Source organism: Arthrobacter sp. Cza30 (assembly GCF_059090765.1).
The window spans coordinates 373334-388701 of record NZ_JBNHGA010000001.1 but is presented as its reverse complement, the minus strand read 5'-3'; the positions used below and the strand labels follow the sequence as shown (position 1 = coordinate 388701).

The window sequence follows — 15368 nt, the reverse complement described above, 5'->3', positions numbered from 1 at the left end:
CGAGCGATCACGAGACCCTCACTCTCGGGTCGATGAAGCTGTACGACACATCGACCGCCAGGTTGATCAGCGCGTAGCCGATCGCGATGAAGATGATGAACCCCTGCAGGACGGGGTAGTCGCGCGAGAAGATCGCGCGGTAGAGGAACGACCCGATGCCGGGGAAGGCGAACACCGTCTCCGTCAGCACCGCGCCGGAGATGAGCAGGCCCACCTGCAGACCGATCGTGGTGATGACCGGCAGCATCGCGTTGCGCAGGATGAACCGGCTGCGGATGGTGGACTGCGACACGCCCTTGGCCATGCCGGTGCGGACGTAGTCGGAGTTCTGCACCTCGAGCACCGATGCCCGGGTGATGCGCACGATGATCGCGAGGGGGATCGACGACAGGGCGACGGCCGGCAGGATCAGGTGCGCGAACGCGTCCCATGCGGCATCCCACTCACCTGTGAGGATCCCGTCCAGCACGTAGAAGCCGGTGTAGTGGGTCGCGTCGATGCGGGGGTTCTGCCGGCCCTCCGAGGGCAGCCACCCGAGCTGCACCGCGAAGATCCACTTGAGGATGAACGCCAGGAAGAACACGGGGATCGTGATGCCCAGGAGGCTCGCGCCGACGAGGATGTGGTCCGACGCCTGGCCGTGGCGGCGGGCTGCGAGATATCCCAGCGGGATGCCGATGCCCACGGCCAGGATGATCGCGAGCAGGCTCAGCTCGAGGGTCGCCGGGAGCCGTCGCGCGAACTCCTCGATGACGGGGGCGCGCGTCTGCAGCGAGCTTCCGAAGTCGCCGGTCAGGAGGCGGCCGATCCAGGTGAAGTACTGCACGATCAGCGGCTGGTTGAAGCCGTAGAGCTCGTTGATCTCCTCCACGGCTTCGGGTGTGGCGCGCTCGCCGAGGAGGGCGACGGCCGGCCCTCCGGGCAGCGCCCGCACCCAGAAGAACAGCAGGAGCGAGAGGCCGAACAGCGTCGGGATCAGCAGGAGGAGCCGGTGGCCGATGGTTCGTAGCACGGGATGGTTCTCCGAGTCGGTGGGCGGCACGCAGCCGCGGGGCTCGTGGACGAAGGGCGACGGATGCCCCGTCCCGGCGTGGTGCGCCGGAACGGGGCATCCGTCCTCCGCGTGCTACTCGCTCAGCTCGACCATGTTGTAGACCTCGTCCTGCACGGGGCTGGCCGGGTACGACGTCACACGCGGCGCGAACGCGAGCGTCGGCACCGGGTGGGCCAGCGGGACGCCGGGCAGGAACTCCATGATCTGCTCGTTCACCGCGCGGTAGGCCGCCTCCTGATCCTCCTCGGTCGCCAGGCCCCGCGCTTCGGTCAGCGCCTGCGTGAGCTCGGCGTTCTCGAAGCCCCACTCGTTGCCGGGCGTGGCGAAGAACGTCCCGACGAAGTTGTCGGGGTCGTTGTAGTCGCCGGTCCAGCCGAGCAGGTGGATGCCGTGGTCCGGGCCGCCCTGGATGCGGTCGAGGTAGGTGGGGTTCCACTCCTCGCCGACCGGGGTGAGCACGATCCCGACCGCCTCGAGCTGGGAGGCGAGGTTCGTGAAGATCTGCTCGGGGTTGGGCATGTACGGCCGCGACACGTTGGTCGGGTAGTTGAACTGCAGCGTGAGCGGGTTGGCCTCGTTGAAGCCGGCTTCGGCGAGCAGCGCCTGGGCGGCCTCGGGGTCGTACTCGTACGTCGTCACGTCCTCGTTCCAGCCGATCACCGCGGGCGGCATGAACTCCTGCGCGACCTCGGTGCCTTCGGGAAGCACCTGGGTGACGAGCTGCTCCTTGTCGATCGCGTGGGCGATCGCCTGGCGGACCCGGATGTCGGCGAGCGCCGGCACGGCCTGGTTCATCGCGAGGTACAGGATGTTGAAGGGGTCGCGGTTGACCAGGTTGAATCCGGCCTCCTCCAGGGCGCCGAGGTCCGCCGGCGCGACGAGGTCGTAGCCGTCGATCGACCCGGACTCGAGCGCCTGGCGGCGGGCCGTGGTGTCGCCGATGACCTGGAAGATCACCTCCTGCACCTGGCCCTGCTCACCCCAGTAGTCCTCGTAGGCGCTCAGCGTCACGGATTCGCCGGGCGACCACGACTCGAACCTGAACGGGCCGGTCCCGACCGGGTGGCCCTGTGCGTACTCGCTGAGGACCGGAGCCTCGGCGGTGCCGCCGACCTCGTCGGCCGCGTACTCCTCGAGCGCCGTGGGGCTCTGGATCGAGAAGGACGGCAGCGACAGGGCCGGGATGAAGCCGGCGAACGGCTGCGTGAGCGTGATGGTGGCCTCGAGGTCGCCGGTGGCCTCGCAACCGCCGTAGATCGACGTGCCGGTGTCGGCGTAGCCGCGCATCAGCTTGCCCCAGTAGTACGACAGGCTCTCGGTGGCCGCCACACCGGTGAAGTTGTTCATCCGGTCGAAGTTGAAGCAGACCGCCTCGGCGTTGAAGTCCGTGCCGTCCTGGAAGGTCACCCCCTCCTTGAGCTGGAACGTGTAGGTCAGGCCGTCGTCGGACTGCTCCCAGCTCTCGGCGAGGAGCGGCGCGGGATCGGCCGTTCCCGGCTCCACGCCGACGAGCCCCTCGAAGATCTGGCGCGAGACCCGGAAGGTCTCGCCGTCGTTGGCCATCGCGGGATCCAGGCCCGAGATGTCACCGGACGCGCCGAAGACGAACGTCGAGTCGACCTCGGTGTCAGCGCCGTCGGTCTCGCCGCCGCCTTCTCGCTGGCTCGCGCAGGCGGTGAGGACGATCGCCCCGACGGCGACCGCCGCGGCGCCGGAGAGCCAGCGCCTTCTCGATGTGTGGAGCATGTGCTGTGCACCTTCCATGTCGTGTGGGCTCCGCTGCACATCGTCGTGTAGCAGAGGTGCGCGCAGCCCTCAGCGGGGTGTGATGCTCCGACGCTACTCGTGAGAACGCATCGCGGCGATGACAGGTGTGTCTCATTTGTGTTTCGACCGGCGGGAACCGGGACGGCTAACGTGGGGGCATGGCGCGGGCGAGGATCGTACCCCCCGAGGGCGGGGGCCGTCGCGGTTCCGGCGCACCGGCACCGGCCGCCGTGCTGTCCGACGGCGCGCAGGCGCGCATCGTCCCCTCCGCGTACGCGGGCGGGTGGGAGCTCGTCGTCGACGGCACCCCGCAGTCGCACGTCGACCCGGACGACCCCGGACACCTGCACTTCGAGTACGTCGCGCGCATGGGCGCGGTGATCGACCGGATGCGGATGCCCGGACAGCCGATCACCGCCATCCATCTCGGAGCCGGCGCGCTCACCATCCCCCGCTACATCGAGTCGACGCGGCCGGGCTCGCGCCAGCAGGTGATCGAGCTGGAGTCGGCACTGTGGGACCTCGTGCGCGAGAACCTGCCGCTCCCCCGCGGCGCGGCGATCCGCGTTCGCATCGGCGACGCGCGCGAGACGCTCGGGCGCCTGCCCGCGGGCCTGGTCGGCACGGCCGACCTGGTGGTGTCGGACGTCTACTCCGGCGCCCAGACGCCCGCGCATCTGACGACCGTCGAGTTCTACACCGATGTCGCGCGCTTCCTCGCACCCGACGGCGTGCTGCTGGTCAACGTGGCGGACGGCTCGGGCCTGGCGTTCGCGCGTCGTCAGGTCTCCACCGTGCAGGCCGTGCTCCAACACGCGATCGTGCTGGCTGAGGTGCAGACCCTGAAGGGGCGCCGTTTCGGCAATCTCGTGATCGCCGCCTCCCGCGCGCCCCTTCCGACGGAGTGGCTGCCGCGGCTCCTGGCGGCGGGGCCCCACCCGGCCAAGGTGGCCGAAGGACGCGAGCTCGAGGAGTTCGCGCGCGGGGCGCGGGTGGCGACCGACGCCGATGCCACGCCGTCGCCCCGGCCGTCGGCATCCGTCTTCGAACGCTGACGACTCGGAACGGCGGGGTCCGGCGCGTCAGGCCGGGTGTTCCACGAGGGCCGGGGCAGACTGGATGGGCGATCCATGACGCGTGCGAAGGGAGTCCTCGGTGAGCTACATCCACGGGTACGACCCCCACACTCTCCGCGAGCAGGTCGATCCTCGGCAGTGCCAGGAGCGGCTGGACGAGATCGGGAACCAGCGCAGCCTGCCGGCGCTGCTCGAGCGCGTGTGGCTGCTGAAGGTGCTCGACCGCGCCGACGAGGCCCTGGTCGTGTCGGAGCAGTCCGTCCGCGTCGCCCGCATGGCCGGCACGCGCAAGGACCTGCTGCGGGCCCGGATCCTCCACGCCACGGTCATGCAGGTGCGCGGCGCGTACACCGCCGCCGAGCAGGAGCTCACGACGTGCGCCGAAGAGGCCGAGGGCCAGGGCTGGTCGGGCATCGCCGCCTTCGCGTACCAGCACCGCGGCAAGGTCGCCTACGACGTGGGCGACTACGAGTCGGCCCGCAAGGACTTCAAGCGCGCGCTGTTCCTGCGACAGAACGCCGGCGCGACCGAGGACCAGCTGGAGTCGACGCTGCTGGCGATCGATGCCGCCGAGCGTCGCCGCGCCGCCGCTGCCGTCGCGAGCTGACCGCCGCACCGAGTGTCGTAGATCCGTTCTAGCCTTCTCGCATGTCCGAACTGCACCGCGTCAGGCACTGGGCTGAAGCGCTCATCGCCCGTCACCTGGATGCCTCGTGGACGTTCGCGTTCGACAACGCCAAGCGCCGCGCGGGCCTGTGCGACTACACGCGCAAGCGCATCAGCGTCTCGCGCTATCTCGCGGCCCGGTACGACGACGACACCAACCATCAGACCCTGCTGCATGAAGTGGCGCACGCGATGGCGGGCGCAGGCGCCGGTCACGGTCCGCGCTGGAAGGCGGTTGCGCGCGAGCTCGGCTACGTCGGCGGCACGACCCATCACGGCGAGACCGCGACCGAGCTGGCGCCATGGATCGGGGTGTGCCCCAACGGGCATGTGACGTATCGGCACCGCAAGGCCACGCGCGCGACGTCGTGCGCGAAGTGCGCGCCCCGTTTCGACGAGCGCTACGTGTTCTCGTGGACCCGACGCGAGATCACACCGGCCGCGCGCCTGGCCGCGATGACGCCGCGCTGAACCCCATCCGGTGATCGAGGAGCGCGCCGGCGTATCGAGCTCCTCCGTCTCGACACGACCCGTCTCTCGCCTACTGCCCGGCCGGCTCCGACTTCGCCGAGGGATCGCCAGCCTCGTACGCCACGAAGGCGCCGTCACGCAGGACGGGGACGACGGATGCCGCGTCGACGGAGGCCGCGGCCAGCACCTCGTCGCGCCGGCCGAGGTCGAGAAGCTCCTGGCCCGAGCCGCTGGCCGTGAGCAGGTGGCGCACCGCACCGCGCAGCCCGCGGAACGCCTCGCACGCGGCGGCGGCCTCGGGCGAGGTGTGATCGATGCCGAGGGCGCCCAGCGCGTCGATGACCGCGCCCGTTCCCAGCTGGTCCTCGACGGCGAACCGCAGCGCCGCGTCGGGCTCGCGTCCCGTCAGCTCCCCCGCCGCGATCACGGCGATGCTCGTCCGATCACCCCTTCGGCGTTGCTCGGCCATCACCGCACCGGCGACCGCCCTCGCATTGCGCAGGCAGCCGAGCAGGACGACGGCACCGGATGCCGCGGCCGCGGTCGCCACGGCCGCGCCATTCACCGAGACGGCGTCCGCCGACTCGTCGAGAGGCACCGTCTCCCCTCGGGCGACGGCATCCGTCACGGTCGTCGAGAAGCGCAGGACGTCCACCACGACCACGACATCCGACGGGGCGAGCCTCGCGAGGCCGGCGGTGCCCCACTCCAGACGGACCTGATAACGACGCTGGTCGAACGGGCTCTCGGGCATCCCTCCAGCGTAGGCGGCGGGCATCCGTCAACCCCGCGCCCGCGCACGGCGCCGGTGCGACACTGAAGCAATGCGGATCATGCTCAAGCTCGTGATCGACTGCGACGCCGACGCGGCCTGGCGCGCGCTGCACTCGCCCCGTGCGGTGGCTGAGCTGTACGGGCCGCTGCTGGACGTCGACCCGCTCGTGCCGGGCGGCCTGCCGACCTCCTGGCAGGCGGGCGACGACGTCCCCGTGCAGATGTCCGCGTTCGGACGCATCCCGCTCGGCCGGCAGCTGATCCACACCACCGACCGCTACGTCCAGGACCGGGACGGCGCGGTGCGCATCTTGGGGGACAGATCGTCGGCGTCGATCACGACGTCGTCGATCGCCGCGGCGTCGAGCTGGTCCTGGAGTGTCTGGCACATGGGCGCGACGACGTCACGAGATCAGCAGTCGTGCCGTCAATGGATGGTTTGACCTCGCTTGAGCATCTCGACGTATTGAGCGACCCGCGCGGCGCGCGACTCCGGGCGTTTGAGGTTGGCCACGCGGAATGCCATCGCGAATCGGTTCTGCGCCGACTGGGCTGCGAACGCCTTCGCGATCTCGGGGTCGGCGTCGAGGGCTTCCTGTAGCTCTACGGGAATCTCGCCGTCGCGCTGGCGATACGCGCTCGCCCATCGCCCGTCGGCCTTCGCGCGGTCGATCTCGAGCTGGCCCTGAGGGCGCATGCGGCCTTCCTTGATGAGCCGAGTCACGTGATCGATGTTGATCTTCGACCAGATGCTCCGCGGTCGTCGTGGCGTGAAGGTCTGCAGGTAGTAGTCGGCGTCGAGCGGAGACTTCTGCCCATCGATCCACCCGAAGCACAGCGCGACATCGAGGGCCTCTGCGTAGGTGATCCCGGGTCTGCTCGCCGCCTTTTTGCGCAGGCGCAGTCGCACCCCTGTAGGGTCTGGGTCCGAGTCCAGCCAGGTCTCCCATTCCGCGACCGTATCGACGTGCAGTTCGGGCTTTTCCTTGCGATCAGCCATGTTTGGAGGATAGTTCTGCGACGTCCGGGGTCATGCGGCAGGGCGGAATCTTCGGGGTGGCGGCTGGAGGTCGCCCCAGGCGTAGCGTCTCGCAAGGCGGGAGGGCAATGCGACGGTCCGGCTGCCATCGGGTGAGCGCAGGAAGAAGTCGTTCTTGCCATCGCGCGTGATCCGCCAGCCAGCATGGTGGAGCTGCATGTGATGCCAGCGGCAGAGCAGGATGCCGCGGTCGATGTCGGTGCGACCGCCTTGGCTGTAGGGGTCGATGTGGTGGGCTTCGCAGTACGAGGCGGGTCGATCGCAGTCCTTCCAGCGGCATCCGCCGTCGCGAATCGCGAGGGCGAGGCGCTGTTTCGCCGAGAACAGGCGCGCCTCTCGCCCGAGGTCGAGCGGGTTTCCCCGGTCATCGAGCGTGCAGGTGGTTGTGCCGGTGTCGCACGTCTGCCGCACGATGAGTGAGCCGGGAACCGTGACGCCGGTGTCTTCGAGGAGCCCGACCGTAGGCCGTCCGGCGACGGCGTCGTCGAGCGCCTCGGCGGTCGCGACGATGCGAATCCCGGCCTGTCGCGTGCCGAACACCGTCTCCGCGTCGGCGAGTGCGCCGGCGCGGAGGATGTCGAGCATCAGATCGTAGGCGAGCTGGTCGTTGGTGCGCGGGTCTCCGGTGAGTTCTTCGGCCCGCGCCTTCTCATCCGGGTCGACGAATCGCGGCCCTCCGCGGCGGGGTCGCAGCGCGGTGTCGATGATGGACTCGATCCACGCGCCGCCCTCGTCTTCGAACGTGAAGCTGCCGTGACGGATGCCGTCTCGATCCGTCCATCGGCGGAAAGAGCGTGCTTCGAATCGCTGAGCGAAGCGAAGCTGCGCGCCGGTGGGGTCGAAGAGGTCGCGGATCGAGCGAGCCGCACTCGCGAGTTCCTCGACGGTGCGGTTCCGTGCCTCATCGATCAGCTGGCTCGCCGCGGTCTCCCACGCCACCCTCGCCTCCGCCGGGGAGGTGGACGTCACGTCGTGCCCCGCTGCGACGGGTGGTTCGCCGAGACCGCGGTAGATCACGTCGTGCTGTGCCGACGTGAGGGCGCCCGTCATGAGGGCATCACCGAGCACCGCGTGCCGAGGCCGTTCGCCTCCTTGCCGCGGCGCGTCACCCGAAGCCGCGGCATCAGCCTCAGCCTCGACGACGCGCCCCCCGCCGGAAACGTCGCAGAGACCATCGGCGGTCGGCAGCGCGGCGGCGAGTGCTTCGCCGAGCCGCACCTGCTTGGCTGCCTCCGCCCGTGTGGTGCCGGTCAGGTCCTGGATCAGCGACACCGTCGACCGATGTCCCCGCTTCTGCGCCAGGCCTCCGTGTCCGGCGTCACGGCTGGAGCGCGACGCCACGGCTCCAGAACTCGCGATCCGGATGCACTCGCCGCCCCGCACCAGCACGCTCGCACTCTCGATAAGCGCCAGCACGTCGTCGTCGGAGAGATTCTGCATGGCGGCGGGAATGTCGATCGCCTCGACATCGTCTCCGACCGCGACTCGCAGGGCGTCGAGCGCTGCCTGCAGATCGGAGAAGAATGCCATGCTTCATCATGCCGCAGGCCTCCGACATTCGATCTAATGTTCGTTCACGCCGAGCGCCGCGATGTCGGTGAACAGCGAATCCGCTCCGACCTGCCCGCCCTTGAGCAGCAGCTCCACCCCGTCCACCGCGGGATCGGCGGCGCTCGCGCGCAGCAGCACGACGTTCCCCCACGGGTTCGCAGCGATCGACAGCGACTCGACACCGAGCAGTCGCGTGACGCGGCTCGACGTGTCGCCGCCGCACACGATGACGCGACGGCTCGCCGCGGCCCGCAGAACAGCAGAGACGACGGATGCTGCGGCCTCCGCGATCGCCTCCAGCACGGGTCGATCTGCCGCCGCCGCGGTATCGGTGTCGTCCGAGGTGAACACGACTCCGCGCCCCGACCGCAGCGCCTCGACCGCGGACCGGGCCGCGTGGCCGACGGCCGCCCCCTCGAGCGGCAGGGGCGCGACGAGCCAGCCCGCTGCGGCCGCGGCATTTGCCTGCCGCCGCGTCTGCGCCGACCGGCTGCCCGACACCACGAGCACCGGGCCTGAGGCCGGAGTCGATCGGGCGATCGGCGGCCCGGACCCGGCGTCCGCCGCGGCGATCCCGTGCGACAGCCCGCCCGAGCCGATTGCGAACACCGGGCGCGGCAGCCCGTGCAGTGCTGCACCGACCTTCACGAGGTCGTCGTCGGTCACCGCGTCGAGCACGACGGCCGCCTCGGACGCCTGACGGAGTCGCAGCTCCAGATCCGCATACGACACGAGCGGGATCGCGCCGACCGGCATCTCCGTCTGACGGCCGATGTGCACGGCGAGGTCGGATTCCGTCATGGGGGTCGACGGGTGCGCGGACATCGTGGGCTGACGGTCCAGGCGGTGCACCCTGCCGCCTTCGGCGGCGAAGTGGTGGCCGAAGACGGTGTAGCGGCCGAAGTCCGGCTGCGCGAACAGCATCGGCACCGGGGCCGGCGACACCAGCTCGCGCCCGAGCTCGATGACCCGGCCGAGGCTTCCCACCTCGGGTGAGGAGTCCGCCGTCGAGCACGCCTTGTACTGCAGCACCTGCGGCGACAGCCTCGTGAGCGCGGTGAGTGCCGGTCGCAGCTCCGCCTCCATGTCGTCGGGTGCAAGCGATCGCGCGATTCCGGCGACGCCGACGACATCGACCTCGTCCGCCGCGCGCTGCAGCTCCTCGTCGCTCGGGAGGGTGGTGAAGAGCCGGCCGGTCCAGCCGCGGCGCGCGAACTGCAGCAGGACGTCGACGCTGCCGGTGAAGTCGTCGCCGTAGTAGGCGACGCGCGCTCTAGACACGCACCGGCCCGAACATCTCGGCAGCGCGGCGCAGCGGCAGGGACCGCTCGAACGCCTCCTCGATCGACTCCCCGGATGCCGCCGATTGCCACGCCTCGCGCATGCTCGCCACACCGGCGGCCGCACCGTCGGGGTGACCGTGGATGCCGCCGCCCGCGAGGACCAGCAGGTCCGTCGTGCCGACCGCCGCGTACGTCGCGTGCGCCAGACCACCCCACTGGCCTGACGACAGCACGGGCACCGTCGGGGTCAGCCCGAGCAGCGGCTCACGCACGGCGGCGATGGAGTCGAGCACTTCGGCATCCGTCTCGTAGAACTTGTTGCTGATCCCGTTGGTGTGCAGATGATCGGCGCCGGCGAGCCGTGCCAGCTTCTGCCACGCACGGAACCCTATACCGACCTGCTCCGAGCGGCTGAACGCGCCGAGCATGGCGCGATGGCCGTGGATCGGCACCTCGGCGTGACGGCGCAGGAACTCCAGGCCCGCGAGGCCGATGAGGTTCACGCACGCCATGACGCACGTGCCGCCGGCCGACACGACGAGGTCGTGGTTCGCCTCGAGTCGGTCGATGTCGTCGGTGATGTTGAACGCGTACATCGGCTTGCGGCCGGTGCGGTCCGCGTAGCGCTCGAGGACCGGCATGACGGCCTTGACGCGCTCAGCGAGCGGCGCTGAGGGACCGTTCCCCTGGAGCTCGTCGTCCTTGATGAAGTCGATGCCCGCATCGGCGAGCTGACCGACGACCTCGGCCAGCTCGGAGGGGGCCAGGCCGATGCTCGGCTTGATGATCGTGCCGATCATCGCGCCCTCGGGCCGCCCGAGGAGGCGGCGGGTGCCCTCGACGCCGAAGCCCGGGCCCGCGTAGCGCAGCGCGAACGCCGGCGGCAGCTCGAGGTCGATGAGCTTGATCGCCGACAGCTCCTTGATCTCGAACAGGTTGCCCGCGACCGCCGCCAGCAGGTTGGGCAGCGAGGGGCCGAAGTTGTCGAGCGGGAACCGCAGTCGCAGCCGTGCCCGGCGTCGGTCGGCGGGATCGCCCACCGACCCGGGAAGCGGAGAGGCGCCGGTGAGGGGGATCTCCTCGATCGACTCGACCTGGGCGGCGAAGCGGGCACGGAGGTCGTCGGACTCGCGCTCGACGCGCACGAACGTGCCCGTCGACTGCTCGCCGGCGAGGACCTCGGCGGCATGCTGGAGGGGCAGACAGGTCTCGATGATGTACGTCGCGAGGACGTGCTGTGTCGTCATGGCGGTCACCACACCAGCGGGAGCCAGACCGACATCTCGCCGGCGCCGCGGTTCCCCCACGCGTAGTACGGCACGAGGCGCACGGTGGCGGTCGTCAGCTCGGCGGCGCCGAGGTCATCGTAGAGCGCGTCCTCGGTGGTCCGCGGCAGCACGGCGATCTGGGTCTCGAGCGCCAGGACGCGGTGACCGGCGACCTCGGCCTCGATCGGAGTGAAGCCCGCGCCGCGGCGGAGCGCCACCTGCTCGAGCACGACGCCCTCGGGAAGGTCGGCGCTCTCGAGGCAGTACACGACAGGCCCGCGGCGGACCGCGACCTGGTTCGTGACCTCCTCGGCCAGACGGTGAGCGCGCAGCACGCGCACCGGCATCGGCAGGGTCAGCTCGATGACGTCGCCCTCGTGCCACTCGCGGTCCAGCGCGGTGTACGTGCCGGGAGCCGACACCGCGACGGTCTCGCCGTTCACGGTCAGCGAGGCATCGGTCGACCATCCCGGGATGCGAAGGCGCAGCGGGATGCCGCCGCCCGAGGCTGATGCGACCGTGAACCGGATCACCTCGCCCCAGGGGTAGTCGCCGTCCTCGCGCAGCGCGAGCGTGCGGCCGTCGTCGGTGGCCACATCCAGGTCGCTGCCGCCGTACAGGTGCACGTAGAGCCCGTCGTCAGCGAGCGACGCGGCACGCTCGTGGAATCGCGCCAGCGTGCGGGCGATGTTGGGCGGGCAGCAGAAGCAGCTGAGATAGCTCTCGCGCAGGCGCTCGTCCGAGGGAGGCGGCGGGGGAGTCGGGTGCAGCGCGGTGTCGCCGGGGCGGCGCAGCGGGTACGGCAGGTCCCGCACCTGGCGCAGCGGATTCGTGTAGAAGTACTCGGACCCGGCGAGGCTGATGCTGGAGAGCAGGCTGTTGAACGAGATCTGCTCGATCACGTCGGCGTACTGCGCATCTGCCGTGAGCGACAGCATCCGCTCACTCCAGAAGATCATCCCGATGTTCGCGCACGACTCGTTGTGCGCCGTCGTGTGCGGCAGCTGGTAGGCGCGGCCGTATGCCTGGTGCACGCGGCTGATCTGGTCCTGCCACGGGGAGCCGTCCGGCGATGCGCCGTCGTACAGCGCGCCGCAGCCGCCGGTGATGTAGAGCTTCGTGTCGATGACGTCGCGCCACAGCTTCTCGAGCACCGCCTCGAGCTCGGCGTCCCCGGTCTCGGCGACGAGGTCGGCGAGACCGGCATAGAGATAGTTGGCGCGCACGGCGTGACCGGCGACCACGGTCTGCTCGCGCACCGGAACGCGGTCCTGGTTGTCGTCGCCGCCCTGGAACTCGTCGCGCACGCGCACGAACGACTCGGCGAGGCGCAGGTACTGCTCGTCGCCGGTGGCACGGTACAGCTCCACGACCGCCATGTAGTGGGAGGGGCAGATCGCGCTGCGGGCGAGCTCGAGCGGCTTGTTGGTCGCGAGGTCCTCGAGGAACCCGGCGGCCTTGCGCGCGACATTCAGCAGGGTCGTGGAACCGGTGACCTCGTAGTGGCGCACGCCCGCCGTGATCAGGTGGCCGAGGTTGTAGGTCTCGAAGTGGAACCGGTCGGCGAGGGCGAGCGCGTCCTCGTGGTTGCGCGTCGAGATGATGGTCGGGGTGTGCAGATACCCGTCCTCGCGCTGCACCGACGCGATGAGCTCGGCGATCCCCTCGATGCGTGCGGCCAGCTCCGGGTCCGGATCGGTCTCGAGGCGCGCGATCGCCGCCTCGAGCCACTTGTAGAAGTCGCCGTCCATGAAGGGCGGGCCGGCGTGCGCGCCGGCTTCGAGCCCCGCCGCGATGCGGAAGTTGGCCAGTCCCGGGCTGATGGCGGGATCGCTCAGCGACGACCAGATCTGCGGGATGGTGACGTCGCGCGTGCGATCGTGCACCGCGCCCCAGAAGCCGCTCGACCAGCGCGCGCTGTCGGCGCCGAGTGGTCGCAGCCGGGCGTGCGCCCGAAGCGCTGACATGGCGGGCATGAGGTGGTCCTTCCGAACGGGTCGTCACTGAACTGTAGCCACGATTCGACCATGAAGTGAATAGAATTTCAACACTGATTGTTGACACACCTTCGATTCGTGCCTACTCTCAGGTCGTACCCTTCACCCGCATGGCCGTTCGTCAAGGAGGACGCTATGAACACCAGCAGCACCCGTCGCCGCACCTTTGCGGCGCTGGGCCTGACCCTGGCTGCCGTGATGCCGCTGGCCGCCTGCGCCAGCGGCGGAGGCGCCGCGCCCTCGGGCGACGGCGGTGCCGGTGGCACCGACCCGGATGCCTTCACCGTGATGACGGCGAACGAGAACCCCGTACTCGAAGAGCAGCTGGATGCCCTCGCAGCCGGCGCGTGCGAGGCCGAGAACGAGGCTCTCCCGATCGAGCACCAGAAGGTGGCGCAGGCCGACACCGTCCAGAAGATCACGCTGCTCGCGAGCCAGGACGCCATGCCGACGCACACCATCGCGGGCACGGCGCTCATCCGCCCCGACGGCGACCTCGGCAAGGCCGGCCTCGTCGGCGACCTCAAGGCGGCTCTGGAGGAGTCCGGCGCGTGGGAGAACATCCTCCCCGCCGCCGCTTCCACCGTCGAGCAGGTCTACGGCGGCTTCGTCTCGCTGCCGTACCAGTACAACATCGAGGGCATCTTCTACAACAAGCAGCTCTTCGCCGACAACGGCATCGAGGAGCCGCAGACCTGGGACGAGCTGGTGGACGCTGCGGCGACGCTGCAGGACGCCGGTGTCGTGCCGATGACCGAGGCCGGCGCCAACGGCTGGCCGCTCACCCGCATCATGGGCATGTACATCTTCCGCAACGTCGGCCCGGATGCCATGGCGGCCATCCGCGACGGTGAGGCCAAGCTCACCGATCCCGAGTACGTGGCCGGTGCGCAGGCGCTCGCCGACTTCGCCGAGGCCGGATACTTCGGCGAGGGCTTCTCGACGCGCGACGGCGACACCTCGTCGAACATGTTCCTGACCGGCCAGGCCGCCATGACCTACGACGGCACGTGGCTGCTGAGTGCGATCAACGACCCCGAGCGCAACCAGATCGGCGGCGAGAACATCGGCTTCATGCCGTTCCCGGCCGTCGAGGGCGGCGAGGGCAGCATCGACCAGTACCCCGCCAACGCGGGCGCTCCGATGATCATCAACGCGAAGCAGTTCGGGCCGAAGGTCGTGGACTGGGTCAGCTGCATCGCCGAGAACTACGGTCAGCAGGCTCTGCAGGACGCCGGCGTGATCTCGGGCTTCAAGGTCAACGGTGAGGTCACCGACATCTCGGAGAACACCGCCGAGATCCAGGAGCGCATCGCCGGGATCGACGAGACGGTGCTGTGGTTCGAGGCGCTGTTCGACCCGAAGAGCAACTCCCTGGCCTCCACCAACGCGACGCTGCTCACCACGGGGCAGATGAGCGCCGAGGACTACATGGCCGAACTCCAGGCGAGCATCGACGCCAACAGCTGATGCCGCTGCGCCGGCTTCCCGGGGGCTAGCCTCGGGGAGCCGGCGCCTCCACAGAAAGCAGTTCGGAGATGAACTCGATCTTCGGGGATCGCAAGACGATCTTCATCCTGCTCGCCCCGGCGCTCCTGCTCTACACGCTCCTCAAGGTCGTACCGGTCGCCTGGTCGTTCGGGCTGTCGTTCTTCGAGGGCAACACGCTGCGGGGCTTCGAATGGGTCGGGTTCGACAACTTCACCACGTTCTTCACCGACAGCGCGGCACTGCAGTCGATGTGGGTGAGCGTCTTCTTCGCGATCGTCGCCACGATCGGGCAGGTGGCGCTCGGCTACGGTCTGGCGCTGCTGTACGTCTTCGTGCTGCGCAAGGGCTCGTCGTTCCTGCGCACGATCGTGTTCTTCCCCGCCATCCTGCCCACCGTCGCCGTGGCGCTGCTGTTCAAGAGCTTCGTCGCCGTCGGTGACAACCAGGGGCCGGTCAACGACATCATCAACTTCTTCGGAGGCGACAGCGTCGAAGTGCTCGCCTCGACGGCCGGCACGATGGCGACCGCGATCGTCATGACGCTGTGGGGCTCGATGGGCTTCTATGCCGTCCTGCTGTACGCGGGACTGCTCGACATCCCGGAGGAGGTCATCGAGTCCGCGCGTCTGGACGGCGCCAACGGCCTGAAGCTCGTGCGCCACATCGTGCTGCCGCTGTCGCTGCCGATCCTGCTGTCGTCGATCATCTTCAGCCTCAACGCCACGCTCAAGGTCTTCGACAGCCTGCTCGCGCTGAACAACGGCCAACCCGGAACGTCGACCGCGCCGCTCACCCTGTACATGTACCGCACGGCGTTCGAGTACGCCGAGTACGGCTACGGCTCGACGATCGCGCTCGTGCTGACAATGCTGTGCCTGGTGTTCACGCTGGCGATCTTCCGCTCGTCTCGCCGCAAGGCGGAGGTGTGACG

Annotated in this window: 14 protein-coding genes; 6 read left to right on the top strand and 8 right to left on the bottom strand. The window is 69.6% G+C overall.

All coding sequences use genetic code 11. From position 1 onward, the window contains the following. Nucleotides 1-7 precede the first annotated feature (7 nt). Together AC5RVZ_RS01650 and AC5RVZ_RS01645 are read right to left on the bottom strand one after the other, a co-directional pair. Nucleotides 8-1012: an ABC transporter permease gene (locus AC5RVZ_RS01650; protein WP_494064047.1), complete on the bottom strand. Its 1005-nt coding sequence runs from the start codon at nt 1010-1012 to the stop codon at nt 8-10. Between the two features lie 114 nt (nt 1013-1126). Continuing rightward, nucleotides 1127-2800: an ABC transporter substrate-binding protein gene (locus AC5RVZ_RS01645; RefSeq protein WP_494064046.1), complete on the bottom strand. Its 1674-nt coding sequence runs from the start codon at nt 2798-2800 to the stop codon at nt 1127-1129. Nucleotides 2801-2979: 179 nt separating this feature from the next. Between AC5RVZ_RS01645 and AC5RVZ_RS01640 the strand changes: the two genes are divergently transcribed. The 3 genes from AC5RVZ_RS01640 to AC5RVZ_RS01630 all read left to right on the top strand — a co-directional run bounded on the left by AC5RVZ_RS01640 (nt 2980) and on the right by AC5RVZ_RS01630 (nt 5034). After that, a complete protein-coding gene (locus AC5RVZ_RS01640) occupies nt 2980-3876 on the top strand; it encodes a spermidine synthase (protein WP_494064045.1) in 897 nt (298 codons plus the stop codon). Between the two features lie 100 nt (nt 3877-3976). Then, the gene (locus AC5RVZ_RS01635; RefSeq protein ID WP_494064044.1) at nt 3977-4504 is read left to right on the top strand and encodes a tetratricopeptide repeat protein; all 528 of its coding nucleotides are present in this window, start codon (nt 3977-3979) and stop codon (nt 4502-4504) included. A 41-nt stretch (nt 4505-4545) separates the two neighbouring features. Beyond that, nucleotides 4546-5034, top strand: a complete 489-nt coding sequence (locus tag AC5RVZ_RS01630; RefSeq protein ID WP_494064043.1) for a SprT-like domain-containing protein — start codon at nt 4546-4548, stop codon at nt 5032-5034. 70 nt (nt 5035-5104) lie between these two features. Here AC5RVZ_RS01630 and AC5RVZ_RS01625 read toward each other — a convergent pair whose 3' ends face one another. After that, nucleotides 5105-5788 (bottom strand): 2-phosphosulfolactate phosphatase, encoded by a 684-nt coding sequence (locus AC5RVZ_RS01625; protein ID WP_494064042.1) that lies wholly within the window; start codon nt 5786-5788, stop codon nt 5105-5107. Between the two features lie 70 nt (nt 5789-5858). Between AC5RVZ_RS01625 and AC5RVZ_RS01620 the strand changes: the two genes are divergently transcribed. Then, nucleotides 5859-6251: a hypothetical protein gene (locus AC5RVZ_RS01620; RefSeq protein ID WP_494064041.1), complete on the top strand. Its 393-nt coding sequence runs from the start codon at nt 5859-5861 to the stop codon at nt 6249-6251. Here the strand turns inward: AC5RVZ_RS01620 and AC5RVZ_RS01615 are convergent. The 5 genes from AC5RVZ_RS01615 to AC5RVZ_RS01595 are packed head-to-tail and all read right to left on the bottom strand — an operon-like array spanning nt 6236 to nt 12925. Beyond that, the gene (locus AC5RVZ_RS01615) at nt 6236-6808 is read right to left on the bottom strand and encodes a YdeI/OmpD-associated family protein (RefSeq protein ID WP_494064040.1); all 573 of its coding nucleotides are present in this window, start codon (nt 6806-6808) and stop codon (nt 6236-6238) included. The two genes, AC5RVZ_RS01620 and AC5RVZ_RS01615, sit on opposite strands and share 16 nt — an antisense overlap. 30 nt (nt 6809-6838) lie before the next feature. Beyond that, nucleotides 6839-8377, bottom strand: a complete 1539-nt coding sequence (locus AC5RVZ_RS01610; RefSeq protein ID WP_494064039.1) for an HNH endonuclease signature motif containing protein — start codon at nt 8375-8377, stop codon at nt 6839-6841. A gap of 33 nt (nt 8378-8410) precedes the next feature. Further along, complete coding sequence (locus AC5RVZ_RS01605; RefSeq protein ID WP_494064038.1) at nt 8411-9679, bottom strand: four-carbon acid sugar kinase family protein; 1269 nt, start codon at nt 9677-9679, stop codon at nt 8411-8413. Then, nucleotides 9672-10928 (bottom strand): RuBisCO large subunit C-terminal-like domain-containing protein, encoded by a 1257-nt coding sequence (locus AC5RVZ_RS01600; RefSeq protein WP_494064037.1) that lies wholly within the window; start codon nt 10926-10928, stop codon nt 9672-9674. The genes AC5RVZ_RS01605 and AC5RVZ_RS01600 overlap by 8 nt, the downstream gene beginning before the upstream one ends. 5 nt (nt 10929-10933) lie before the next feature. Next, entirely contained in the window at nt 10934-12925 is a 1992-nt protein-coding gene (locus tag AC5RVZ_RS01595; protein ID WP_494064036.1) for a glycoside hydrolase family 127 protein, read from the bottom strand. A 156-nt stretch (nt 12926-13081) separates the two neighbouring features. Between AC5RVZ_RS01595 and AC5RVZ_RS01590 the strand changes: the two genes are divergently transcribed. After that, a complete protein-coding gene (locus tag AC5RVZ_RS01590) occupies nt 13082-14416 on the top strand; it encodes an ABC transporter substrate-binding protein (protein WP_494064035.1) in 1335 nt (444 codons plus the stop codon). A gap of 68 nt (nt 14417-14484) precedes the next feature. Beyond that, the gene (locus tag AC5RVZ_RS01585; RefSeq protein ID WP_494064034.1) at nt 14485-15366 is read left to right on the top strand and encodes a carbohydrate ABC transporter permease; all 882 of its coding nucleotides are present in this window, start codon (nt 14485-14487) and stop codon (nt 15364-15366) included. Nucleotides 15367-15368: the final 2 nt, after the last annotated feature.

Bases quoted from the DNA above. Each gene is read 5' to 3' on its own strand.
- AC5RVZ_RS01645 (WP_494064046.1), bottom strand. From the start codon at position 2,800: ATGCTCCACACATCGAGAAGGCGCTGGCTCTCCGGCGCCGCGGCGGTC.
- AC5RVZ_RS01640 (WP_494064045.1), top strand. From the start codon at position 2,980: ATGGCGCGGGCGAGGATCGTACCCCCCGAGGGCGGGGGCCGTCGCGGT.
- AC5RVZ_RS01630 (WP_494064043.1), top strand. From the start codon at position 4,546: ATGTCCGAACTGCACCGCGTCAGGCACTGGGCTGAAGCGCTCATCGCC.
- AC5RVZ_RS01625 (WP_494064042.1), bottom strand. From the start codon at position 5,788: ATGCCCGAGAGCCCGTTCGACCAGCGTCGTTATCAGGTCCGTCTGGAG.
- AC5RVZ_RS01620 (WP_494064041.1), top strand. From the start codon at position 5,859: ATGCGGATCATGCTCAAGCTCGTGATCGACTGCGACGCCGACGCGGCC.
- AC5RVZ_RS01615 (WP_494064040.1), bottom strand. From the start codon at position 6,808: ATGGCTGATCGCAAGGAAAAGCCCGAACTGCACGTCGATACGGTCGCG.
- AC5RVZ_RS01610 (WP_494064039.1), bottom strand. From the start codon at position 8,377: ATGGCATTCTTCTCCGATCTGCAGGCAGCGCTCGACGCCCTGCGAGTC.
- AC5RVZ_RS01600 (WP_494064037.1), bottom strand. From the start codon at position 10,928: ATGACGACACAGCACGTCCTCGCGACGTACATCATCGAGACCTGTCTG.
- AC5RVZ_RS01595 (WP_494064036.1), bottom strand. From the start codon at position 12,925: ATGCCCGCCATGTCAGCGCTTCGGGCGCACGCCCGGCTGCGACCACTC.
- AC5RVZ_RS01590 (WP_494064035.1), top strand. From the start codon at position 13,082: ATGAACACCAGCAGCACCCGTCGCCGCACCTTTGCGGCGCTGGGCCTG.
- AC5RVZ_RS01585 (WP_494064034.1), top strand. From the start codon at position 14,485: ATGAACTCGATCTTCGGGGATCGCAAGACGATCTTCATCCTGCTCGCC.